A 24,071-nucleotide genomic window follows, 5' to 3' on the forward strand; every position below is an offset into this window, starting at 1 on the left:
AGGTAAAGAGCCCTTGGCAAAGGATTGCACGATATTGCCACTGACATCTTCATGCCAGAGTGCAACGAATTGGGCATGCCAAACGATCGCCCCCGAACGACGCTCTCCACCATGCCCACGAAGGCCCAGCGAGGTAAAGCGATCTACGCGCGTCGTTGATCGACTGTTAACTACAACGGAATGTGAACAAATCTGCGAAATCGCAGGTCAGCGGCACCATGAAAGGTCACGATTCAGACACGACGAACAGCGACAGGCTCCACGATCCCGAAACCTCGCACCGGTCGAGCGGCCAGTCGCCGGGTCTCGAACTCGTCCTCCGGCATGGTGCCTGCGGTCGCCTCGTCGACGATGATCCGGTTGCGCCGGGCGACCGCGGTCAGCCTGGCGGCCATGTTCACGGGCGGCCCGAAGACGTCCCCGAGGCGCGAGACGACGTTGCCGGAGGCCAGCCCGACACGCACGTCCGGCATCCGCGGATCCCGGCCGATCACGTTGATGATCCCCTCGGCGGTGCCGTAGGCCTGCAGCGGGTCGTCGTTGACGAAGAGCACCGAGTCGCCCAGCGACTTGATGATCCGGCCGCCCCAAGTCGCGACCACATCGGCGCACCGCGACTCGAAGAGCTCGACCAGATCGCCGATCTTCTCCTCGGTCAGCGTGTTCGACAGCGCGGTGAACGAGACGATGTCGGCGAAGCCGACGGTCTGCCAGACCGTACCCAGCTGCTCCTCGGGTCCCGCGACCGACGCCTCCGCCCTCGCGAGCGCGGCGCGGGTGTGCCGGCGCCAGGCGAAGATCATCATCTCCTCGAACGCGCTCTCGAACTGCTCCGAGACCGAGACGGCCGCCTTCAGCAGCTCGGAGGGGGACCGCTCGTCCTCGTTCTGAGTCTCGACGTGGTGCAGCAGCGCGGAGACCTCGTAGTCGGAGAGCCGAGCCATCGACTGCCCGATGCCGCGGGTCAGGTTGACCACCAGGTCGAAGCTGACCAGACCGTTGCCCGAGATCTCGTTGGCCTTGGCGAGAGCCTGCACGTCGGCCTCGTCGAAGAACGCCTCGTCATCCCCGATCTCCGGGAACCCGAGCGCGCGCCACAGACGTTTCGCCTGGTCCAGGGTCACGCCTGCCTTCTCGGCGACCTCCGCCGAGGTCAGGCTGACGGGCTGCTTCGATTTCGCCACGACCTGATCATGCCACCCGGATCATCATGGCCGCGGACGGAGCCGGGCATGGATCACGTCGCCCGCACCGACCACCCGCGGCCCCGCGTCGGTCGCGATGACCAGCCTGCCGAAGTCGTCGATCTCGGTGGCCACGCCCTCCCAGGCCTCCCCGCCCGGCAACTCGGCCCGCACCTGCTCGCCGACGGTCACCGACAGCTCCCGGTAGCGGCGAGCGAGCTCGGTGGAATCCGAACCCCAGACCTCGTACGCAGCCGCCAGCTCTTCCAACAGGGCGACCAGCATCTCGGTGCGGTCGACGGGCGCGCCGCTCTCCAGCTCCAAGGAGGTGGCGGTCTCGATCGGCAGCTCCTCGCGCGTCAACGAGGTGTTGAGCCCGAACCCGATCACCGCAGCCGCACCCTCGGAGCTCTCGATCCGCTCGATCAGGATCCCGCACACCTTGCGGCCCTCGATGAGTACGTCGTTGGGCCACTTCAGCCCCGCCGCGTACCCCTTCCTCCGCAGCGTTGACGCAACCGCGACGCCGGTCATCAGCGGCAGCCACGGCCAGCGCTCCACCGGGATCGACGGATCCGGGCGCAGCAGCGCGGAGACGGTCAGCGCCGAGCGCGCCGGGGTGGTCCAGCCTCGGTCCAGTCGCCCTCGGCCGGCGGTCTGGTGCTCGGTGGTGATCACCAAGCCCGGTTCCTCGCCCGACCTGGCGCGCGTCGCCAGCTCGGCATTCGTGGACGGGGTCGAGTCGAGGATCTCGACTCGCCACCCACCTGTTAGCCCATCGAGCCGAGTGTGGTCAAGTGACGGGCGTCGCATCGCAGAAGGTGTCACACGCATTAGATTGGCCCCCGCACCGCACGAAGTCCAAAGGAGCAACGTGAGCGCCGAAGCCACCCCTCAGCCCGAGAACGAGCCCAGCATCGACCTGCACACGACGGCCGGAAAGCTGGCCGAGCTGGAGCGTCGTCTCGACGAGGCCGTCCACGCCGGCTCCGCCAAGGCTGTCGAGAAGCAGCACGCCAAGGGTCGCCAGACCGCCCGTGAGCGCATCGAGATGCTGCTCGACGAGGGATCCTTCCAAGAGGTCGACGAGCTGGCCCGCCACCGCTCCACCGCTTTCGGGCTCGAGAAGAACCGCCCCTTCGGCGACGGCGTGGTGACCGGTTACGGCACCATCGACGGCCGCCAGGTCTGCGTCTTCTCCCAGGACTTCACTGTCTTCGGCGGGTCGCTGGGCGAGGTCTACGGCGAGAAGATCACCAAGATCATGGACCTCGCGATCAAGACTGGCTCCCCGCTGATCGGCATCAACGAGGGCGCCGGTGCCCGCATCCAGGAGGGCGTCGTCTCCCTCGGCCTCTACGGCGAGATCTTCAAGCGCAACGTCCACGCCTCCGGCGTGATCCCGCAGATCAGCCTGATCATGGGCAACTGCGCCGGCGGCCACGTCTACTCGCCCGCCGTCACCGACTTCACGATCATGGTCGACAAGACCTCCGCCATGTTCATCACCGGCCCCGACGTCATCAAGACCGTGACCGGCGAGGACATCACCATGGAGGAGCTCGGCGGCGCGCTCGCCCACAACTCCAAGTCGGGCGTCGCCCACTACATGGGCTCCGACGAGGAGGACGCGATCGATTACGTCAAGGCGCTGCTCTCCTACCTTCCCTCCAACAACATGGAGGAGCCGCCGGCCTATGACGAGACCGCGGACTTGGAAATCTCAGATCTCGATCGCGAGCTCGACACCTTCATCCCCGACGGGGCCAACCAGCCCTACGACATGCACGAGGTCATCTCCCACATCGTCGACGACGAGGAGTTCCTCGAGGTCCAGGCGCTGTGGGCGCCCAACATCATCACCGGCTACGCCCGCATCGAGGGCCGCCCGGTCGGCATCGTCGCCAACCAGCCGATGCAGTTCGCCGGCACCCTCGACATCGACGCCTCCGAGAAGGCCGCCCGCTTCGTACGCACCTGCGACGCCTTCAACGTCCCGGTCATCACCCTGGTCGACGTCCCCGGCTTCCTGCCCGGCACCGACCAGGAGCACAACGGCATCATCCGCCGCGGCGCGAAGCTGATCTACGCCTACGCCGAGGCCACCGTCCCGCTCGTCACGATCATCACCCGCAAGGCCTACGGCGGCGCCTACGACGTCATGGGCTCCAAGCACCTCGGCGCCGACATCAACCTCGCCTGGCCCACCGCCCAGATCGCGGTCATGGGCGCTCAGGGCGCGGCCAACATCGTCCACCGCCGCACCCTGGCAGAGGTCGAGGCCGCCGGCGGTGACGTCGAGGCCAAGCGCGCCGAGCTCATCGACGAGTACGAGACCACCCTCGCCAACCCCTACATCGCCGCCGAGCGCGGCTACGTCGACGCGGTCATCCCCCCGCACGAGACCCGTGCCGAGGTCACCCGCGCGCTCCGACTGCTGCGCACCAAGCGGGAAACTCTTCCCGCGAAGAAGCACGGGAACATCCCGCTGTGACCGCGCCAGAAGGGCCGAAGGCCGAGCAGAAGCCCCTGCTCAAGGTCATCGACCAGAACGCCACCCCCGAGGACGTAGCCGCGATCGTGGCCGTCTTCACCGCGATGGGTTCGGCCGAGGCCCCGAAGAAGAAGGAGCGTTCCCTCTGGGCCGCTCCCCAGCTCCGCGCCCCGCTCCACCCCGGCCCCAACGCCTGGCGCGCCAGCGGCCTCCCCCACTGACGCTCCTGTCTGGGGCGAACGAGCTTTCGTTCGCCCCAGACAGATCGCAGTGACAGCATCCTCGACGTGAGCTCGTTCAGCGACGTCGAGAACGTCTGGTCCAACTGCCTAGGAAACCTGCGCAACGTCGTACGCCGGGGCACCCCGGAGAGCTCTCGGAAGCCGCGTACACCGCGCTGACGGGCGGAGAACCTAACTGACCGTCACGCCCGCCTGGTCATCGCTCGTCGGCCAACTCCGCCGTCAGCCGCCGCGCGATGAACGGGAACACCATCACCGTCACCGCACCGCCCGTGACCATCACCGATGCGACCGTCGTGGAGATGACCCCTGAGGCCGCTGCGATCTGGGTCACCGCGACGATGATCGGCAGTCCTGTCGCCGCATAGAGCCCGAGCGCGGCCTCTTCGCGTCTCGACTCGAGGCCCGAATGGGTCGGTGTCCAGGCCTCGCGCAGGAAGACCGGCAGGCCCCGTACGACCGCGATCATGAGGATGAACCCGATCAGCAGGGGCCACCGGGCGAGGACAGCGAGAAGGTCGATGCTCATCCCGCTGGTGACGAAGAAGGCAGGGATGAAGAGGCTGAAGCCGACAACCTCGACCTTGTGCATCACCTCGTCGGCATGACCGGGGACGGCGTTACGCAGCCCGGCGTTGATGAGCAGCCCGGCCGCGAGCGCGCCGAGCGCGACATCGAGATGGAGGATCGACGTCAACAGCATGAGCGTGATGAGGATGAGCACGGTGACACGCAGCGTGGTCTGCATCGTCGAGTTCGACGCTGCGACGAAGGCGCGTCCGAGCAGCGGTATCCGCTGGAAGATCCGGCCGGGGATCGCGACCGTCAGGACCGCGGCCACCAGGAAACCCACCAGCACCAGGGCCGCCTGCCAGGTGCCACGAGTGGAGAGCAGGACCGACATCGCGACGATCGGCAGCAGCTCGCCGTACGCACCGTGCACCATCGTCGCGCGGCCCAAGGGCGTCGCCATCGCACCGGAGTCCTTGAGGATCGGCAGGAGCGTTCCCAGGGCCGTCGAGGTCGACGCGATCCCGAGGACGAGCGCGACCTCCCACTCTCCCTGCATGATCAGCAGCCCCGCCCCCACGCCCAGGACAGCGCAGATCACCCAGGTCAGCGCCGCGTTCCGGCCTTGCTTGCCCCGCATGTCGGCGATGTTGATCTCGAAACCGGCGAGCAGGAACAGGAACCCGATCCCGAGCTCCCGGACGAGCACGATGGCCTCCGACATCTCAGCGAAGCCGAGCATGTGCGGGCCGATGACGATGCCGAAGACGAGGAGCCAGACGACATCGGGGACCGCCCGCTTCGTCACGAGCGCGAGGACCGGGCCGAGCACGGCCGCCAGCGCGATCCACCACAACGGCACGAGGCTGTCGACGAGCGAGTGCGCTTCGGCCATGCGCCGAGATTAACCGCTCCGCACCGAAACGACGCGGCACAACCCCTGCGAGTCACCCAGCCTCTTGTGGCCGTTGCGTCACCCCGATTCGAGGCAATGTCATGATCGCACTGTGGTCACGTTCTCTCGGCGCTATCTCCTGGTCACCCTGGCATGGCTGGTGACGCGGGGATGGGTGGTCGTCCTCTACGGGTTCCCCGCGGCGGCCGAGGGCTGGGTCGACTGGTGGGGCGCGGAGTGGGGCGTCGTGGGCGACGTGAACTACTACCGCGACAGCCTGGACGCCCTGGCCACCGACGGGGTGGCGGGGACGCTCATCGAGTATCCGGTGCCGGCGCTGCTGCTGCTCTGGATTCCGTACGCAGCGATGGGCCTGCTCCATCTGGGCGGCGAGGCGTACATCGTGGCGGTGCTGGTGATGGCCGCGCTGACCGATCTCCTCTTCATGGTGCTGATCGTCCGCAACCGCCGAGGTGAGCACCCGCGGTTCGGGGTCTCCGGCGCCGAGGCGCTGTGGATCGCTGCGGTCCCGGCGCTGGGCGCGACGGCGTACGCCCGTTTCGATCTCTTCCCCGGGATCATGGTCGGCCTGGCCGTGCTCTACGCGGTCAGGAGGCCGCGGGTGGCGGCAGCGTTCGCGGCCTTCGCGACCGGCGCGAAGTACTGGCCGATCCTGGTCATCCCCGCGCTCGCGGCGGTCCGCAGCACCCGCCGGCAGGTGATCCTCACGGTCGCGGCCACCGGCGTGGCGCTCGCCGGCCTCAGTCTCGTCCTCGGTGGCTGGGACCGGCTCTGGACGCCGCTCGGCTACCAGGGGGATCGCGGTCTTCAGATCGAGTCGGTCTTCGCGACCCCGGCGATGGTCGAGTGGGGGCACCACGGCCCGGCGAGCGGTCTCACCGTCGACTACACCGAGTGGAAGGCCTACGACATCAGCGGGCCGTCCGTCGAAGGTCTGCTCCTCGCGGCGACGATCGCTTCGGTGGTCGCCGGGACGATCTTCATCGTCTGGTGGGTGCTCGCCTGGCGCCGCCTCCGGGGCGGCGGGCGGACCGAGGAGACGATCGTGTGGCTGGTGCTGGCGACCGTTTCCGGGTTCCTGGTGACCAACAAGGTGCTCAGCCCGCAATACATGCTCTGGCTGCTGCCCGCCGCCTCCGCCGGGATGGTTCTGCTCCACGGCCGCGCGCGGACGCGGCTCGGGGTCTGGTCGGTCGTACTGGTCGCGGTGACGCTGCTGACCCATGAGATCTTCCCGCGGATGTACGGCTACATGCTCACCTTCGACGACGTCGGCTCACCGTGGATCACCGAGGTCCTGGCCTGGCGCAACGGCCTCCTGGTGCTCCTCTTCCTCTACGCCGCGTGGCGCACCACTCGGTTGCTGGCCGCCCTCCCCGAGCGGGGGCGGCCAGCAGCCGAGGGTCAGGAGAGGCAGACCCTGGCGACGTCGCCCTGAGCCGAGTAGATCGTGACCGGCTCTTCGGCGAACACCGGGCGGCAGGCTGCCGGGGTGAGCTCGCGCACGGTGGTTCCGTCAAAGAACCCGTGGTCGTCGCAGTTCTCGTAGTTCACATAGACGTCCCGGGGCGCACCCTCCTCGCGGAAGATCCGCAGGATGACGTACGCCGTGATCGGCTGCCCCGCGGCACAGTTCTGCGGCGTGTTGGGACCGGAGCGGGCCGGCGCGATCCGGATCGCCTCCACCAGAGCGGCAGCGGCCGCGCCAGTGATCTCCCGCGAACCCGTCAGCGAGGCCGAGGACGGCTCGTAGCGGCAGACCGCGATCGACTCCGGAACACCACCCTCGAGCGCTGACGTCTTCGGCTCGGTCTTCGGGCGCACCGGGTCGCCCTCGGCCAGCGGCGAGGCCGTCTCGCAGCCGTAAGGGTCCTTCGGCGTCGTCCGCAGCGACCCCTTGATCTGGGCGTTCACGTCATCGTCGCCGGGACCCGTCAGGATCGTCGCGTACGCATCCTCGATCTGGACCCGGGTCAGCAGCCAGCCTTCGTGCTCCCAGGAGCCGGTCTCGGGCTCCGCTGCGTTCGGCTCCGGCTTCTCGACCAGGACGTAGGGCTGCCACAGCGAGAACGGCACCGTGCCGAACTGTGCCGGGAAGTCGCGGTCAGCGGTCTCGTTGCAGGCGATCATCGGCACCGGCTGGTTGGTGACGTTCGCGACGTAGGGCGTCCGCGGGACGGTGTCCCACTGGTCACCCGGCTCGGCGATGCAGTCCGGCCGCGCGGGCGCGGTGGCGTCGGCCCACTCCTCGGGCACCTGGAAGGCGATGTCGTAGCGGACCGCCCAGCGCATCCCCTCCGCGGGCGCGGGCAGATCGGTGCGGCCCCGGTCGGTGTAGGTGCCTTCGGGCGCCGCCTCCCCCTGCTCGGAGAGCGCCTTCGGCGCGCCGCCGGAGCTGTCCTCGGCGGCGCCTTCGTCGCTCGCCGCCGTGGTCGCGTCGCCCCCGCCGTTCGACTGCAGGTTCGCCACCACTCCACCGAGGCCGACGACGGCCAGCACCGCGGCAGCGGCAGCCAGGATCCACGTCGTCCGGCGGCGTACGGGTGCCTTCTCGTCTGTCGTCTCCACCTCGTCAGTGGCTTCGGTGGCCCCGGGGATGTCGAGCTCCCGCGGCTCGAAGCCGTCCGCCGCACGGGACAGCGCAGCCCGGAAGGCCCGCTCCTCGCGCTCGAAGTCACTCATGTTCAACCCCCTCGTTCCCTCTCTGATCAGCAGAGCCTTGCTCGTTCAACCGCTGCCGCAGCTTGGCCAGCGCCCGGTGCACGTGCGAGCGGGCGGTGGCCTCGGCGCAGTCGAGCACCGTGGCTATCTGGGCGAACGACAGGTCCTCGTAGAACCGGAGCACCACCGCCGCTCGCTGGTTGGACGGCAGCGTCTGCACCAGTGCCCACGCCTCGTCGGCGTCGCGCTCCTCGGGCCCCGGCTCATGCCTGGTGGCCATCGGTTCGACGTCCTCGACCAGCACCAGCCGGCGCCTCTTGCGCCAGCCGCTGATCGAACCGTTGACGATGCTCCTCTTCACGTACGCCTCCGCCGTCCCGGACGCCGCCAGCGACTCCCACCTCGGCAGTGCGCGGGTGAGGGCGTCCTGCACCAGGTCAGGAGCGTCGGAGCTGTTGCCGGTCACCAGGTAGGCGAACCGCTGCAGCGCGGGACCCCTCGAAGCCACCCAGGCCCCGAAGTCTGGCTCCCTCTCCTCCTCAGCGGCATCCACGGACACCTCCTCTGGCACGTTCACACACCTCCTACGCGAAGTCTGTCGGGTTCGTTGCGTGTAGCACGGAATTGAGTTGCCCCAGCCGGTCGCGGACCTAGGGTTGGCCAGGTGACCCGCGAAGTAGACGCCCGCACCGACCGCTTTGTCGAGGAGCTCTGCGCCCTCGACCCTCTGACCGCGACCTACGTCGGTGTCGCCGGCCACGACGCGGAGCTCCCCGACCTGTCCCCCGACGGTATGCAGGCGGTGGAGGACCTCCACCGGGCGGCATTTGCGGACGTGGCGGCGATCGAGCCCGTCGATGAGCGTGAGCAGGTCGCCAAGGAAGCCTTCCTGGAGCGGGTTGGCCTCGACATCGAGTTCGCCGACGCCCAGCTCGACCGCAAGTTCGTCTCCGTCATCGCCAGCGGGATCCACAACCTGCGCGAGGTCTTCGACCTGATGCCGACCGACACCGAGGACGACTGGGCGGCGATCGGAGCCCGGCTGACCGCGATGCCGGACGCGGTCGCCGGCTACACCGCGACCCTCCGCGACGAGGCCGCGGCCGGGCGGGTCTCGGCGGCGGCTCAGTACGTGAAGGTCGCCGACCAGATCCTGGGCTGGACCGGGCAGAAGGGCTCCGGTGACTTCTTCAGCGGGCTGGTCGCGCGGGCCCCGGAGACCACGCCCGCATCCCTGCGCGCCGAGCTCGAGGCCTCGGCTGCGAAGGCCAACGAGGCGTTCGCCGAGTTCGGGCGGTTCATGACCGATGACCTGGTCCCCCGCGGGCTGCCGAAGGAAGCCGTCGGGCGCGACGACTATCAGCTCTACTCACGGCGCTACCTCGGCGCCGAGATCGATCTCGAGGAGACGTACGCCTGGGGCTGGGAGGAGCTCAAGCGGCTCTCCGACGACATGGATGCCACCGCCGACCGGATCCTGCCGGGTTCGAGCCTGGTCGAGGCGGCCGCTCATCTCGACCGCGACCCCGCGCGGCAGCTGACCTCGACCGACGCGCTCAAGGAGTGGATGCAGACCACCGCCGACCGAGCCATCGCGGAGCTCGCCGACGTGCACTTCGACATCCCGGAGCCGGTACGTCGGATCGAGTGCATGATCGCGCCGACCTCCGACGGCGGGATCTACTACACCGGCCCCTCCGAGGACTTCTCCCGTCCCGGCCGGATGTGGTGGTCCGTACCCGAGTCGGTCACCTCCTTCGGGACCTGGCGCGAGCTGACCACGGTCTACCACGAGGGCGTACCAGGCCATCACCTCCAGGTCGCCCAGACCGCCTACCGCGCCGAGCTGCTCAACCGCTGGCAGCGGCTGATGTGCTGGGTCTCGGGCCACGGCGAGGGCTGGGCGCTCTACGCCGAGCGCCTCATGGACGACCTCGGCTACCTCGACGACCCCGGCGACCGCCTCGGCATGCTCGACGGCCAGTCCTTCCGGGCCGCCCGGGTGATCATCGACATCGGTATGCACCTGGAGCTCCCGATCCCGGCCGACAACCCGTTCGGCTTCCACCCCGGCGAGATCTGGACCCCCGAGCTCGGCCGCGAGTTCATCGGCCAGCACTGCCTCATGGAGGACGCCTTCCTCGATTTCGAGGTCGCCCGCTACCTCGGCTGGCCGGGCCAGGCCCCGTCCTACAAGGTCGGCGAGCGGATCTGGCTCCAGGCCCGCGACGATGCGCGGGCTCGGGCTGGTGATGACTTCGATCTGAAGGCGTTCCACCGGGCTGCGCTCGACCTCGGGTCGCTCGGGCTCGATCCTCTGCGGGCGGCGTTGGGGCGGTTGTAGGTCGGCGTAACCCGCTCTCTTTGGTGACTGCTCTTTCGGGGTTGGGGTGGGCCGCCGACCCTCCTTCGAGGGTCTTCTCGATCTGTCCCGGAGTCAAGGACGGCCTGCGGCCGCCGGCTGACGCCGGTCGCCTACGGCGATCCTTGACACCGGGCCTGATCGAGAAAAGATTTTGGCTGGCTATCGGGACGGCGGCCCCGGTGTGGCCGGGAGGCACGCTGCCCCTGGGATGAGACACGCTCTTCTCGCTGAACGAACGTTCGTTCATCCCAAAGAGAGTCCCCTCCGCCGGTGAAAGAAAAACTTCCTTCACCGCCAACCCGCATGTCCCCAGCCCGGCACGATCGTGGCTGAACGAACGTTCGTTCAGCCCCAGACCCCAGCCCGCACCCAACCCAGACCTCCGCACCACACCCCTGCCGCCGACCCGATAGCCAGCCATCTTTTTTCTCGACGTGACCCGGAGTCAAGGATCGCCGAAGGCGACCGGCGAAGCCGGCGGCCAAAGGCCGTCCTTGACGCCGGGGCACGTCGAGAAGACCCTCGAACAAGGGTCGGCGGCAGAGGCCACCCCCAAAACACCCCAGCCGAAAGACGAGTCAAAAGTGAAGCTAGGGCGAAACAGGCAAGGGCAACCCCGGAGCCACCCCAGCAGTCCGCACCTCCGACCGCAACGGCCGGAACGGCACCACGGCATCCCCGTCCCCGCTCATCACCACAGCCGCATTGACGGAGACGCCCTCGGGCACGAGCTGGATCAGCGCCGCCTCCGCGGGCACCTCGAGCTCGGCGCCCAGGCCGGGGCCGAGCTCGACGGACTTGGCCTTGAGCGCCTTGCCCTTCGCGGTCACCGGGACCACCTGGACGGTGCCGCTGCTCCCGGTCTTGGCGACCGGGCCCGCGATCACGACCCGCTTCTTGCCGATGCCGGCGCCGGCGGGGACGACCACTGACGTGGCCTTCGAGATGGTCTCGGTGGCCGTGGTGATCGCGACGTCGCCGCCGTCGACCGAGCGCATCGCGGTGGTGACCGGGCCGGAGGCGACGATCTCGATGCCGTAGGCGTCGTCAGCGCTGTCCTTGCCGAGCAGCTTGGTCAGGTCGACCTGGGTCTGTCCGTTGGGCGGCACGCTGATCTCGGGTGCGCCCTGCGGGGTGAGCACGTTCTTGGGGGTGAGCAGGCGCAGCTCGGCGCTCACCTGGGCGTCGCCCGGGTTGACGACGGTGAGCGTGCGGCTCGCGGAGCTGTTGGGGTAACCGACCAGCAGGTTGGTCTCGGCGGGCGTCGACTGGCCCGGGAAGTAGTCCTCGGACACCGCCTGCGTCTCGAGCGCGACGGCGCGGTCGCGGACCATCACGCCGGCCTGGCCGCGTACGACCGTGGTCTTCAGGGACAGCTCGCCCTTGCGCGGGATGACGTGCAGCAGGTCGAAGGTGCGGGTGGTGTTGCCGGGGATCGCGACGCCGCGGAGATCCTCGGGGACCGCTACCGCGCCCTTGTCGTCATAGAGCGAGATGTCGACCGTGGCCGCACCGCTGTTGGGGTTGGTGAGCTCGAGGACCGAGTTGTGGGTGGCACCGGCACCGACGCCGGGGAACCAGGCCTCCGCCTGCGGAGGCAGGCAGCCCGTCGCAGCGAGCGGCTTGGCGGTCGAGCGGCCGGCGACCAGGCCGGGCGCGACCTCCTTGCCGGCCTTGACCACGACAGAGCCGGGCTTGGCCGGCACGCTGGTGACCTTCCCGGAGCCCACGGTGGCTTCCGCGCCCTTACCGGCGCCCGGACCGCTCAGCGTCACCTCGCCGGACCCGTCGGCGGCGTTGGTGACCGCGACCTGGTCGGCACCGTTCTTCGGCTTGCTGGGGCACACCACGGTGGCTGCCGTCGGCGCACTGCTGTCGGCAGCGAGCGTCGGCTGCTCCCACTGGTGCGGCCGGTTGAGCAGCAGCGCGACCGCCATCGCGGCGATCAGCCCCAGAGCCACCAGAGCGGTGTTGTCGAGGCGGCGACCACGCTGCCGGCGTACGCGGCGGAGCCGGGGACGCGCCGCGGCTGCCGCTGCGGCGGCAGCCGCCATCCGACCGCCCTTCGCGCGCTCGGGCTCCACGGCGGGATCAGCGGCCCGCATCTCGTCGGCGGTGGGCCAGGCCTCGAACTCCGGCTCGAAGGCACCCGGGACATCGCCGGTCCGGAACTCGCTGGCCTGGAACTCACCCGTCCGGAACTCACCCGTCCGGTACTCGCCCTCGTAGGCCGGCGAATAGCCCGTCTGCGCGACCATCTGCCCCGTCTCCGGGCCCGGGACGTAGGGCTCTTGGGCGTAGATCTGCTCGGGCGTGTATTCCGGGGCCAGATGACCAGGAGTCTGACCGGTGTAGGGATCAGCGTAGGGGTCCAACATCCACGGCTCCTGGCCGTAGACGTCGTCGTCCTGCAGATCGTGCGAGCGGTCGTAGGGGTCATGTGGATGACTCATGCCGACTCCCTCCTCTGGACCAAGGTCGGCAGGCACAGGACGAGGACGACGAACAGCCCGATCCCGGCCAGGACCAACAGGATCGTACGGATGATGGACTGCGAATCGGTCACGCCCGGGTCGCTCGGCTTGGAGTCGAGCAGCCAGGCGCGCGTCGAACGCTCGACGGTGCTCGCCTGGGTCACCGACCCGGAGGCGTCGATGCCCTCGGCGACCGAGGAGTCGGCCGGTCCGGGCATCACGATGTAGGCCACGCCCTGGGCGGCCAGGTCACCGATCACCGCGTCGTCGGGGTCGGCAGCGAGACGGCGTACGACACCGGTGAGCTCGTCGGCGCCACCGGCGACCTGCGCGATCTCGTCCTCGCCGAGAGTGATCCCGTCGTTGCGCAGGACGGCGTAGCGGATGCCCTCGTCGACCGAGCCGCGCAGGACCAGGACGCCGTCCTCGGGGCCGAGCGTGGTCGAGGTCGGGTCGAGCATGTAGGACGGTACGCCGGTGTGGCCGAGCGCCCGGGTGTTGTCGGTGAGATCGCCGGAGCCGGCGTAGACGAACCAGCCGAGGCTGCCGACCACGCCGACCGTCGCCGCCGCGGCAGCGACGCCGACCATGATCTTCCGCAGCCCGCGCAGACCGTCGAGGATGGCGCCCTGGGCACCCAGCACCGCCGCGACCACCGCGAAACCCTGGATGGCGACGAGCGGGAAGCCCCAGCCGACGCGGGCGATGCCGGCGTCCAGCGGGATCGGGATCCACGACAGCAGCATCGTGACGAAGGCGGTCGCAACCGCCCCGATCCAGCAGACCAGGACCGGGATGCGGGTGCGGCTCGGGATCAGCGCGAGCACCGCCAGCAGCGGCAGCGCCAGACCCAGCCACCACGGGGCACCGAGGGTGGCACCGTCGAGCCCGGTCAGACGGCCCACGAGCAGGTCGAGACCGCCGGCCGCCGGGGCCGGGAGCCGGCCCGGGTCGAGCAGCAGCCCGGCCCAGCCGCCGGAGAAGAGCAGCGGCAGCCACCACGGGATCAGCAGACCGATCGGCGTCGCGATGGCCGCGACCGGCGGCCCCCACTGGTCACGGTCCCGCAGGACGGCGGGCATCAGCCTGCGTACGGCGATGAAGATGACCGCGGCGAAGACGGCGGCGACGAGGAAGGCCATCGGCGCGAACGCGGTGATGATGGTCAGCAGCAGGCCGGTGCGCCACCCGGCCCGCCAGCGGCGGTCGGCGACCGGGTCGCTGAACCCGAGCGCGGCATGGGCGAGCCACGGCAGCAGCGCGCCGACGACGACCGTTCCGATCCGGCCGTCGCCGAAGGCCCCGCTGGCGTAGGGGACCAGGGCGTACGCCGTCGCCCCCCACAGCAGCAGCCAGCGAGGTGCGCCGAGGTGGCTGATCAGCCGGCCCACGACGCGCAGCAGCCGCCAGGCACCGCCGAGCGCGACCGGGAAGCTGAGCAGCATGACGCCAGAGACCGCCAGACCGGGGTTGCCGCCGAGGAACGTCGCGAGCACTGCCAGCGGGAAGACGTGCGGCGGCGCGGGCACACCGGTGCCCTGCGAGATCGCGTGCCAGGACTCGAACTGCAGCTGCCACCAGTCGCCCACGTTCTGCGGTGTCGGCCCGAGGCCGCCACCCGCCACGCCACCGAGCGCCGCCCGCGCGCCGACGACGCCGAGGATGCCGACGACGACCAGGAGCACCGCGACCGGGTTGGTGAACAGACGCACCAGCCATCCGGTCTCGGCCGGGATCTCGTCCTCCTCCAGCTGGGACCGCTCGGCCTGCCGCTTGGCGGCGAAGGAGGCCGGATCCGCCTCGGCCTGCGCCATCTGGCGCCGCTCGGCGATGTCGGAGGCCTGCTGGGTGACCGCGTTGGCGACGTCGGAGACGAAGTCGAGACCGTGCCGGTAGGGCAGCCACGGTGGCGGCAGCAGCGACTTCACGACGTCCTTGTCGGCGTGCGCCTGCTTCCGGCGACGCCGCTTGGCGAGCACGATCTGGCCGGTGTGGCCGTAGATCCACCCCAGTGCGGCCAGGTCGTCGAGGGCCGCGCCGGGGTCGCGGACGAGGATGAAGCCGAGCATCCGCCACAGGGTCTGGAAGAAGAACCGGACCATCCACAGCGCCAGCGTCCCCGGCCGGCTGTTGACCAGCAGGGTGTAGAGCGCGGCCCGTCGCTCCTGATAGTGGATCCGGCGACCGGTCAGCTGGGTCTTGCGTACGCCACGATGGGCCGCCTCCACGTGGAAGACGACCGCATCCGGGACGGCGATGGTGGTGAAGCCGGCGTTGGCGGCCCGCCAGCCGAGGTCCATGTCGGTGCCCAGGACCGGGAGGTGCTTGTCGAAGCCACCCAGGTATTCGAGGACCTCGCGGCGGATCAGCATGCCGGCGGTGTTGACGGCCAGGACGCGGCGTACCTCGTCGTGCTGACCCTGGTCGTACTCGCCGCGCTCCAGCCCGGTCTCGCGGTTGCCGGTGACCGAGATCGAGACGCCGAGCTCGAGCATCCGGCGCAGCGAGGGCCACTCCCGGATCTTGGGGCCGAGGATGTCGGCCTCCGGGTATTCCTCGGCGGCGTTGAGCAGGGTCGCGAGCGCGTGCGGGTCGGGGGTCGAGTCGTCGTGGAGGAACCAGATCCACTCCGGCGGCTGGGCGGCCTGGTGGAGGATGGCGAGCGCCTCGTTGGCCGCGTCCGCGAACGTCGTCGACGCCGGGAGCTTGACCACCTGGGCGAAGGTCTCCTCCAAGATCTCGACCGACCGGTCGGTCGAACCGGTGTCGATCGTGACGGCAAAGCTCACCGGCGCCTGCTGGTTCCGAATCCCGTCGATGACGGTCGGAAGCCAGCCGGCGCCGTTATGAGAGACGAGGACGAGGGCGACCGACGCTTGCACGATCGGCAACCCTAGTGCCCATCTGGTGATAGACCGAATGGACCTGTCGAGCGATCGGCGATATCCCCCTGGGCATCATGGGCGTCCGATGCATCGTCGCCGCGCCATCGGCAAATAAGAACAGCAGGCCCGGACCGTGAGGTCCGGGCCTTGCTGGTTCGTGCTTGGTTGATGCCTCAGACTGCGCGCTTCTTCAGCTTGCGGCGCTCCCTTTCGGAGAGACCACCCCAGATTCCGAAGCGCTCGTCGTTGCCCAGAGCAGACTCAAGGCAGTCTTGGCGCACCTCGCAGGTCTGGCAGACCTTCTTGGCCTCCCGAGTCGATCCACCCTTCTCAGGGAAGAACGCCTCCGGATCCGTCTGCGCGCACAGGGCGCGCTCCTGCCAGCCCCCTTCGTCGGTGTCCGGCTCGAGGAGAAACAGCTCTCTCATCGTCTATCCGACCTTTCGACCCTATTCAGCTAATTTCGGGACCGCGACCCCATCTTGGGCCAGTCACCTCATGCCATCGGCAGGTAACCGATCCCCCCGTTTTTTCGGGAACTGCCCCTAGCTACGTCCTAAGCCGCTGACTTGATGCAGTCCCCTGCCAAAACTTTCCCGAGATTACTGAACGCTGTCTCCAGCGCGGTCGTGCTCCCGGTTCAGTTTCGAATCACACTGATGAAATTACATGCCTGTCGGTGCCACAAGTCAACCCTCAAATCTGCTAGGGGTGCTTTAACACAGGCTTGCTGCACCGGCTGGAGCAGGGGTGCTGGCCCTCGTCTGAGAGGCTAGGACCATGCGCGACATCACCGTTCTCTCCGGCGGCCATGGTGGCTCGAAGTTCATCTCCGGACTCCTCCACGGCATCTCCACCGGCCGCGTCCCGGGCATTGGGGAAGATGCCCGGGTCACCGTGATCGCCAACACCGCCGACGATCTGTGGATGCACGGCGTCAAGGTCTGCCCCGACCTCGACACGGTGATGTACACCCTCGGAAACGGATTCGACCATGATCGCGGCTGGGGCCGCAAGGCCGAGACGTGGTCGATCAAGGAGGAGCTCGAGGCCTACGGTGTGCCCGGAACCTGGTTCGGGCTCGGCGACCGCGACATCGCCACCCACCTCGTGCGCACCCAGATGCTCGAGGCGGGATTCACGTTGTCGCAGGTCACCGAGGCGTTGTGCGACCGCTGGCTGAAGCCCGCCTGGGGCGACCGGGTGCGGTTGCTGCCGATGACCGACGACCGTGTCGAGACGCATGTGGCGGTCAAGGACGAGAACTCACCCAGTGGCCTGTCGGTGGTCCATTTCCAGGAATACTGGGTACGCCTCCGAGCCGGCGTGCCCGTCGAGAAGCTGATCTTCGTGGGGCAGGACGAGTCGAAGCCAGGCCCCGGGGTGATGGACGCGCTGCTGAAGTCCGACCTGGTGATCGTGCCCCCGTCCAACCCGGTCGTCTCGGTCGGGACCATCCTCGGCGTCCCCGGGATCCGGGAGGGCCTGGTCGCCACCTCGGCCCCCGTGGTGGGGGTCTCGCCGATCATCAGCGGCCACCACGTACGCGGCATGGCGGAGCAGATGCTCGCCGCCATCGGTGTCGACGCGACCGCCGCCGGAGTCGGTCTGCACTATGGGACGCGAGGCTCGGGCGGAGTCCTCGACGGCTGGCTCGTCGACACCGCCGACGCCGCCGCGGTCCCCTCGCTCACCGAGACGGGCCTGAAGGCGGCCGCCGTACCGCTGTGGATGTCGTCCGAGGACGCGACGGCCGACATCGCCGCCGCCGCGGTCGACCTGGTGACCCGATGACGCGGTCCACGAGCGGGCCGATGAGCGGACTGGGCATCACCGTCACCGCCCCCGACGGCGTACCCGAGGTGCGTAAGGGCGACGACCTCACCGCCCTGCTCCTCACTGCACTCGACTCCGGCCCGGCGTCCCCTCTGGCCGACGGCGACATCGTCGTGGTCACCTCGAAGGTGGTCTCCAAGGCCGAGGGCCAGGTCCGGGAGGGCACCCGGGACGACGCGCTCCCCGGCGAGACGACGCGGGTCGTGGCCCGACGTGGGCCCACCCAGATCGTGCGCAGCCGGCTCGGCCTGACGATGGCCGCCGCCGGCATCGACGCCTCCAACGTCGAGGCCGGCCACATCGTGCTGCTTCCCCTGGACCCCGACGCCTCCGCTCGCGCCCTCCGGGCCACGCTCCGCGACCGCACCGGCGCCAACGTCGGGGTGGTCATCACCGACACCGCCGGGCGGGCCTGGCGCGACGGCCAGACCGACATCGCCATCGGCGCCGCCGGGCTCGAGGTGCTGGAGAGCTTCGCCGGCCAGGTCGACGCCTACGGCAACGACCTCGTCGTCACCGCTCCCGCCGTCGTCGACGAGATCGCATCGGCCGCCGAGATCTCCCAGGGCAAGCTCGGCGCGCGGCCCTTCGCGGTCCTGCGCGGCCGTGCGGACCTGGTCCGGGAACCCGGCGACGACGGGCCGGGAGCGAGCGCGCTCATCCGCCCCGAAGGCTCGGACTTCTTCGGGTTCGGCGCCCGCGAGGCCGTCGTACGCGCACTGAAGGGTGCCACCGAGGACCAGGCTCCGTTCGGTGCCCCGGCGAGCGTCGAGGAGCTCTCCGCGGCCGTCGCGGAGGTGACCGGGACCGCTCCTGTCCCGCACGAGGGCGGTCTTCGGGTGGACGGAGCCGACCCCGCGGTGGTCGCAGCGCTGGCTTTCGCGCACGGCTGGCGATGCGAACGTGATGACATCAATCACGGGGCGACTTCCCATCTGCAACCACTGACCACCTAGAATCTGCGCGTCCCGACCAGAGACCCGAGGTAAGCCGACAGTGGCCAACAAGTCGCTCAACAAGGACCGCCGTGCGGTCATCAATGACATCCGCAAGAAGCAGGGCCGCGCTGAGCGTGTCCGGGGTGCGGCGATCATCGGTGTCTGCCTCGTCATCGCGGTGCTGATGGTGGGGGCAGCCGCATGGAAGCCGATCACCGGTTTCTTCAAGCAGAGCAAGTACGACGACGTCGCGCTGCAGGACATCGGGAAGAGCGCCAAGGCCGCCGGATGCCAGAAGGTGACCGAGGCAGCTGCCAACGGTTCATCAGAGCACCTCGAGACCGGCACCGAGCAGACCTACACGACTGCTCCCCCGGCGTTCGGCCCCCACTGGAACGAGGCCAACGTCGCGCCGGCCGACATGTCGCGCAAGTTCTACACCCCCGAGGACCGCCCCGACCTCGAGGCGCTGGTGCACAACCTCGAGCACGGCTACACGATCGTGTGGTACGACGAGACCGTCACCGAGGACGAGCTGGACGAGCTCCGCGCCATCGGGCAGAAGTTCTCCGGCACGTCGAACTTCCGCTACAAGTTCATCGCGGCCCCGTGGACCGCTGCCGACGCCAAGGAGACCGCGGTCGCCGGTGACAAGAAGACCGAGTTCCCCGCGGGCACCCACATCGCGATGACCCACTGGTACGCCGACCCGGCCAACCCGACCGAGGCCTCCACCCAGAAGGGCGTCTTCCAGTACTGCGAGGGCGTCTCCGGCGAGGCGGTCAAGGACTTCATGCAGAAGTACCCCTACACCGACACCCCGGAGCCCCAGGCCATGTGATCCTGGCCCTTCCGGACCTTCGACACGGCCGCCTCCCCGACGGGGAGGCGGCCGTCTCTCATCGAGACGTCGCTCCGGTCGCTCGAGTGGGCACGGCGTTGCCGGCTCGATCGACCGGAGTGACGTCTCGGCCGACCGGGGCGACGTCTCGGCTCAGGTGAGGTCGGTGCGGTCGGAGTCCTTGAGCGCGGCGACGATCCGCTTGACCTGCTGGGCGTGGGTGCGGGTGGTGACCAGGACGGCGTCGTCGGTGTCGACGACGACGATGTCCTCGAGGCCGATGAGGGCGATCGTGCGGCCCGAGTGAGGCACGACCAGGCCGGTGGAGTCGAGGGCATGGACGAGGGAGTCGTCACCAAGGATCGTGGGGCCCTCGGGCGAGGCGGTGGCGGCAGCCTGGAGCAGCGTCGCGAGCGAGTCGAAGTCGCCGATGTCGTCCCAACCGAGGTCAGCGGGCACCGTGGCGACCTTGCCGGCAGCAGCGGCCGGCTCCGCGACCGCATGGTCGACCGCGATCTTCGGCAGCGTCTCCCACAGCTCCTCGAGCCGCGACGGCTCGGCGGCGATCGCCCGCAGTCGCTCCGCGAAGCCGGGGTCCGACTCCGCGAGCAGGTCGAGGAGCACGGTGGGGCGGACGACGAACATGCCGGCGTTCCAGCGATAGCGACCGGTCGCGAGATAGCCCGCGGCGACCTCGGCGGACGGCTTCTCGACGAACTCGTCGACCAGGTAGGCGCCCCGGTGTCCCTCCAGCGGCGTGCCCTCGGCGATGTAGCCGAAGGCGGTCGAGGCGAACGTCGGCGAGATCCCGATCGTCACCAGCCAGCCGTCCGCGGCGACCGCCGCGGCGCTGCGTACGGTCTCGTGGAAGCTGTCGATGTTGCGGATCACGTGGTCCGCGGCGAAAGAGCCCATCACCGCATCCGGGTCGCGCCGCTCCAGGAAGGCCGCTGCCAGGCCGATCGCGGCCATCGAGTCACGCCCGCTCGGCTCGGCCAGGATCGCGTCGTGCGGCACCTCCGGCAGCTGCTCGCACACCGCCCGCTCGTGCACGGCACCCGTCACCACCATGATGCCGTCGGCGACGGGCTCGAGGCGGTCGTAGGTCTCCTGCAGGAGCGTACGGCCGTGACCGGTCAGGTCCCGTAGGAACTTCGGTTCCGACGACCGCGAGAGCGGCCACAGCCGAGTGCCGGCACCGCCGGCAGGGATCACTGCCCACAACGTCATGGACCCACTGGTCGCTCGCTGGCGCTCGCTCATGCCGCACACCATAGAGTTTCGACGTGAGCAGCTTTCCCGAGACCCTCGCCCGAGCCCTGCGGATGGCGCCGGGCAACCCCTTCGTCACGTTCTACGACGAGGGAAGCGGCGAACGCCAGGAGCTGTCGACCACGACGTACGCCAACTGGGTGGCCAAGGCCTCCGGCCTGCTGGTCGACGAGCACGGGCTCGAGCGCGGGGACAGCATCCGCATCGACCTGCCCGCCCACTGGCTGGCCACCGTCTTCCTCGGCGCCGCCTGGAACACCGGCCTCGTGGTGACCGACTCCGCGAGCCCCGACGCCGTCGTCTGTGGCCCCGAGACGTTGCCGAGCTGGGCGGAGGAGGCCGAGAAACGGCCCACCCTGGCGTGCTCGCTGCTGCCCTTCGGCGTACGTTTCGCCGACCCGCTGCCACCGGGTGTCCACGACGTCGGCGTCGAGGTGTGGGGGCAGCCGGATGCGTTCACCCCGTGGGACCCGCCCGCTCCGGAGGACACGGCCACGTCGTGGGCCGGCGCCGAGACCACCCAGGCGGACCTGCTCGGGAGGTCCGGGAGCGACGCACGGCTGCTCTCGACCGCCCCTCCGGCCTCTCCGGAAGGCACAGAGCTCCTCGCCGGCCTACTCGCCGGCGGCGGGTCGCTGGTCCTGGTCACCGGTGCGACCGAGGAGCGTCTCGCCGCCCTTGCCGCGAACGAGCGCGCAACGCCATTCCCGGATAACCCGTCATGATGTCTCGGTATTACACAGTTGTCATGGCGATCATCTCGCCCGAACAAAACTGAGCAGCACGTCTTTTCTTGACCAGATAATCACGCGCTGAATTCACTTATCCGCCCGATAACGACAAATCGGCGTCAGCCCCGAATTCTTGATCCGGGGCCAACACCGGTCGGGCGCCCTGCGTGTCACGCAGTGGCGATCCTGCTGGTCAGGGACGGACTCTGACGCCCTGAGGCGTAGCCATCGCAGGGGCCACCCACGCTGCCGCGGGGCGTCATGGCGGCCTACAGGCTGTTCAGAAGGTCGATCAACGCTTGGATGATCTCCTGGATGATGCCGGGATCAGGCATGACAGACTCCTTTCCAAGTACCCGAGAAACCTAGAATTGCGAGACAGCCACCGGCGAAGAAAGCGCGCTGCGTCCTCCCCTGCCGCAAACTCGCTGAGAAATACATTAAGCATATGTCGCGCGCGCTGTCCACGAATTCATGAAAAGTGCCGCGATAAACAGGACCCGGAACAGGCCCTCTCAGCGAGAAGAATTCTCCCGGCTCCAGTGTTATCCGACCTGGTCGTAGCCTCGGAGGACACCCATCTGGGTCTTCCGGTCCCAGCCGCCGCTCTGGTTGTGCTCGTAGGCGAACCACATTCCGTCCGACTTGCGGCGCAGCAGCAGGTCACCGCCGGTGGCGGCGCCGCGCAGGTCCTTGGTCGCGAGGATGAAGTCGAAGACGCTGGTGTCGATGCCGGGGTCGGAGTATGTCGTCAGGCCGCCGGGACCGTTGGTGCGGAAGATCAGCAGCTTGCTGGAGACCTTGAAGATCACCTCGGGTGAGCCGTCGTCGGCGTAGAAGCGGCCGGCGCCGATGACCTGGCTCGAGCCACCCACCCCGCTGCGCATCCGGTAGGAGGCACCCAGCGCGCTGGTCCCCCGCCCCGGCCAGACCCGGATCTCGCCGGTGGAGTGCTTCCCGACCAGGTCGGGCCAGCCGTCGCCGGTGATGTCGCTGACGACGTCGATGACCGGGACGGACTCGAAGCCGCGCCCGATGATGACACCGCGGGCGAACGTCTCGGTGCCGTTGCCCCGGTTGACCCGGATGGTGCCGTCGGTGTGGCGGATCAGGATGTCGCCGTCGCCGTCGCGGTCCCAGTCACCGGCGTTCATCAGCGTGGCCGAGGTGCTGCCGATCAGGTTGGTGGCCCGGGGCGTACCGAAGCGGGCGTTGCCGTCGGTGCGGAGCACGACGATCCGCTTGTCGGTGGCCCGCCGGCCGACCAGGTCGGGGTAGCCGCGCCCGCTGATCTGCGACTGCAGCTCCCGCGCCGCCCAGCTCGCCTGCTTCGAGCCCGCCTGCGAGCGGATGGTGCTCAGCTTGGCGTAGAGGTAGCGGCCCGGGCACGCGGTGGAGCCGGCGTCGCGATGACCCATGATCGCGTGCGAGAAGGTGCGGTCGCCGATCTTGGTGGAACCCTTGTTGCCACGGACCCCGTGCAGCGACAGCTTCCACGCGAACAGCGTGCCGAAGGCGTTCACCAGCGCGGTCGGCGGCGCGACCTTGTCGAAGTTGCCGATCGCGGAGGCGCCGAAGCTGTAGCTGTTGTAGCCCGAGGTGTGGGCGCCGACGACGGGACGGTCGACGCCGCCGTAGCGGCCCTCCCAGATGCGGCCGAACTTGTCGACCAGGAAGTTGTAGCCGATGTCGCGCCAGCCGCGGCTCTTGACGTGGTAGGCGTAGATGCTCCGGATGATGCCGGGCACCTGATCCCTGGTGTAGGAGTTGGTGTTGACGGTGTGGTGGACGAACCCGCCGCGGATCTCGTGATAGTCGGGAGGGCCGGACTCGCGCACGCGCTCGTCGGCACCCCACTGCCGACGGCTGTAGATGCTGGGCTTGGAGGTGTACGCAGCCGCCGACAGCGTCGCGGCCGCCCCCTCCTCGACGTCGGAGGTCTGGGCATCCGCGCCACCCGAGGCCGGCTCCGGCGCATCGTCGGCGCCGGTGTCGATCTCGGGCGACTCCCGGCGGGTCGCGCCTGTCTCGCCGGAGGTGATCACGGCCAGCCGGAGGTCGGCAGGGACCTGCGCACCGTCGAGCCGCAGCCGCGTCTGCACCTGCTCGACCTCACCGACGATCGCCTCCATGGTGCCCGGACGCGAGCCGTCGGACTCCGCGGAACCCTGGTCGGGAGCATGGTCGTCGAGGTGGACGTCCAACGCCTGCCAGTCGCTCCAGGTCCCGTCCTCCAGCGTGCGTACGTCGGCCCCGACCGCCTCCTCCGGAACGACCGCACCGGGCGACCAGGTGAGCCCGATCGTCCCGAAGCCGTCCACCGGCTGCGGCAGGCTGGTCACGGTCACCGCATCGCCCCGGGACGCGCTCTTCCGCGCCTCCGCGGTGAGCCGGCCGACGACGCTGCGTCCCGACCGGTGGCCCGCGGCCGGGGGCGCGGTCAGCGGGATCTCCTCGAGGTGGGCACTGACCGGGTCAGCAGGCACCTCTGCCGACGACGGCACGGCCGCCTGGCTCCCGGAGACCGGGACCTCGCCGGGGCGGACCACCCTCAGGTCGACGACGGTGCTCGCCGGGACCAATGCGGCCATGACGACCCCGAGCACGAGCAGCTGTTGGGTCGAGACGACGTAGCGGGAGCGAGCGCGCTGCGCGTCCTTCGGCTCCTGCTGTCCGGCCTGCGAAAACATCTTTGGATCCCCCTGGTTCCGTAACACCAGGG

18 protein-coding genes are annotated in these 24,071 nt (G+C 69.3%); 8 read left to right on the forward strand and 10 right to left on the reverse strand.

Going from position 1 to position 24,071, the window contains the following annotated elements:
- Window positions 1-233 precede the first annotated feature (233 nt).
- Window positions 234-1,184, reverse strand: coding sequence for an adenylate/guanylate cyclase domain-containing protein (locus WBG06_RS01190; protein ID WP_336734301.1), 951 nt, complete (start codon window positions 1,182-1,184; stop codon window positions 234-236).
- Between the two features lie 24 nt (window positions 1,185-1,208).
- The gene (locus WBG06_RS01195; RefSeq protein WP_336734303.1) at window positions 1,209-2,018 is read right to left on the reverse strand and encodes a biotin--[acetyl-CoA-carboxylase] ligase; all 810 of its coding nucleotides are present in this window, start codon (window positions 2,016-2,018) and stop codon (window positions 1,209-1,211) included.
- A gap of 40 nt (window positions 2,019-2,058) precedes the next feature.
- Between WBG06_RS01195 and WBG06_RS01200 the strand changes: the two genes are divergently transcribed.
- Window positions 2,059-3,678 (forward strand): acyl-CoA carboxylase subunit beta, encoded by a 1,620-nt coding sequence (locus WBG06_RS01200; protein WP_336734305.1) that lies wholly within the window; start codon window positions 2,059-2,061, stop codon window positions 3,676-3,678.
- The gene (locus WBG06_RS01205; protein ID WP_336734307.1) at window positions 3,675-3,899 is read left to right on the forward strand and encodes an acyl-CoA carboxylase subunit epsilon; all 225 of its coding nucleotides are present in this window, start codon (window positions 3,675-3,677) and stop codon (window positions 3,897-3,899) included. The genes WBG06_RS01200 and WBG06_RS01205 overlap by 4 nt, the downstream gene beginning before the upstream one ends.
- Window positions 3,900-4,116: 217 nt before the next feature.
- Here WBG06_RS01205 and WBG06_RS01210 read toward each other — a convergent pair whose 3' ends face one another.
- Window positions 4,117-5,325, reverse strand: coding sequence for a cation:proton antiporter (locus WBG06_RS01210; RefSeq protein ID WP_336734310.1), 1,209 nt, complete (start codon window positions 5,323-5,325; stop codon window positions 4,117-4,119).
- 112 nt (window positions 5,326-5,437) lie between these two features.
- Between WBG06_RS01210 and WBG06_RS01215 the strand changes: the two genes are divergently transcribed.
- Window positions 5,438-6,784, forward strand: coding sequence for a hypothetical protein (locus WBG06_RS01215; RefSeq protein ID WP_336734312.1), 1,347 nt, complete (start codon window positions 5,438-5,440; stop codon window positions 6,782-6,784).
- Here the strand turns inward: WBG06_RS01215 and WBG06_RS01220 are convergent.
- Both WBG06_RS01220 and WBG06_RS01225 read right to left on the reverse strand, forming a co-directional pair.
- The gene (locus WBG06_RS01220; RefSeq protein WP_336734315.1) at window positions 6,751-8,028 is read right to left on the reverse strand and encodes a hypothetical protein; all 1,278 of its coding nucleotides are present in this window, start codon (window positions 8,026-8,028) and stop codon (window positions 6,751-6,753) included. The genes WBG06_RS01215 and WBG06_RS01220 overlap by 34 nt on opposite strands.
- Window positions 8,021-8,560 (reverse strand): SigE family RNA polymerase sigma factor, encoded by a 540-nt coding sequence (locus tag WBG06_RS01225; protein WP_336734316.1) that lies wholly within the window; start codon window positions 8,558-8,560, stop codon window positions 8,021-8,023. Before WBG06_RS01225 ends, WBG06_RS01220 begins: the two co-directional genes overlap by 8 nt.
- Window positions 8,561-8,671: 111 nt before the next feature.
- Between WBG06_RS01225 and WBG06_RS01230 the strand changes: the two genes are divergently transcribed.
- Window positions 8,672-10,351 carry a DUF885 domain-containing protein gene (locus WBG06_RS01230; protein WP_336734318.1) on the forward strand — a complete coding sequence of 560 codons (1,680 nt, stop codon included), beginning with the start codon at window positions 8,672-8,674 and terminating at the stop codon, window positions 10,349-10,351.
- Between the two features lie 611 nt (window positions 10,352-10,962).
- On the opposite strand, the gene WBG06_RS01235 is transcribed toward WBG06_RS01230, so the two are convergent.
- The 3 genes from WBG06_RS01235 to WBG06_RS01245 all read right to left on the reverse strand — a co-directional run bounded on the left by WBG06_RS01235 (window position 10,963) and on the right by WBG06_RS01245 (window position 16,159).
- Complete coding sequence (locus WBG06_RS01235) at window positions 10,963-12,825, reverse strand: DUF5719 family protein (protein ID WP_336734320.1); 1,863 nt, start codon at window positions 12,823-12,825, stop codon at window positions 10,963-10,965.
- The gene (locus WBG06_RS01240; protein ID WP_336734322.1) at window positions 12,822-15,728 is read right to left on the reverse strand and encodes a glycosyltransferase family 2 protein; all 2,907 of its coding nucleotides are present in this window, start codon (window positions 15,726-15,728) and stop codon (window positions 12,822-12,824) included. The genes WBG06_RS01235 and WBG06_RS01240 overlap by 4 nt, the downstream gene beginning before the upstream one ends.
- A gap of 176 nt (window positions 15,729-15,904) precedes the next feature.
- A complete protein-coding gene (locus WBG06_RS01245) occupies window positions 15,905-16,159 on the reverse strand; it encodes a WhiB family transcriptional regulator (protein ID WP_008361238.1) in 255 nt (84 codons plus the stop codon).
- Window positions 16,160-16,511: 352 nt separating this feature from the next.
- Here WBG06_RS01245 and cofD point away from each other — a divergent pair, with 352 nt between their 5' ends.
- The 3 genes from cofD to WBG06_RS01260 are packed head-to-tail and all read left to right on the forward strand — an operon-like array spanning window position 16,512 to window position 19,346.
- Window positions 16,512-17,525, forward strand: a complete 1,014-nt coding sequence (cofD, locus tag WBG06_RS01250) for a 2-phospho-L-lactate transferase (RefSeq protein ID WP_336734330.1) — start codon at window positions 16,512-16,514, stop codon at window positions 17,523-17,525.
- A gap of 20 nt (window positions 17,526-17,545) precedes the next feature.
- Window positions 17,546-18,523 carry a coenzyme F420-0:L-glutamate ligase gene (locus WBG06_RS01255; RefSeq protein ID WP_336734332.1) on the forward strand — a complete coding sequence of 326 codons (978 nt, stop codon included), beginning with the start codon at window positions 17,546-17,548 and terminating at the stop codon, window positions 18,521-18,523.
- A gap of 40 nt (window positions 18,524-18,563) precedes the next feature.
- Window positions 18,564-19,346: a DUF3105 domain-containing protein gene (locus tag WBG06_RS01260; protein WP_336734334.1), complete on the forward strand. Its 783-nt coding sequence runs from the start codon at window positions 18,564-18,566 to the stop codon at window positions 19,344-19,346.
- Window positions 19,347-19,499: 153 nt separating this feature from the next.
- On the opposite strand, the gene WBG06_RS01265 is transcribed toward WBG06_RS01260, so the two are convergent.
- Window positions 19,500-20,609: a mannose-1-phosphate guanylyltransferase gene (locus WBG06_RS01265; protein ID WP_336734337.1), complete on the reverse strand. Its 1,110-nt coding sequence runs from the start codon at window positions 20,607-20,609 to the stop codon at window positions 19,500-19,502.
- A 23-nt stretch (window positions 20,610-20,632) separates the two neighbouring features.
- On the opposite strand from WBG06_RS01265, the gene WBG06_RS01270 reads away from it, so the two are divergent.
- Window positions 20,633-21,343: a TIGR03089 family protein gene (locus WBG06_RS01270; RefSeq protein WP_336734339.1), complete on the forward strand. Its 711-nt coding sequence runs from the start codon at window positions 20,633-20,635 to the stop codon at window positions 21,341-21,343.
- A 551-nt stretch (window positions 21,344-21,894) separates the two neighbouring features.
- Here WBG06_RS01270 and WBG06_RS01275 read toward each other — a convergent pair.
- Window positions 21,895-24,039, reverse strand: coding sequence for an N-acetylmuramoyl-L-alanine amidase (locus WBG06_RS01275; protein ID WP_336734341.1), 2,145 nt, complete (start codon window positions 24,037-24,039; stop codon window positions 21,895-21,897).
- Window positions 24,040-24,071 lie beyond the last annotated feature (32 nt).

Source organism: Nocardioides sp. CCNWLW239 (assembly GCF_037137035.1).
Lineage (GTDB): Bacteria > Actinomycetota > Actinomycetes > Propionibacteriales > Nocardioidaceae > Nocardioides.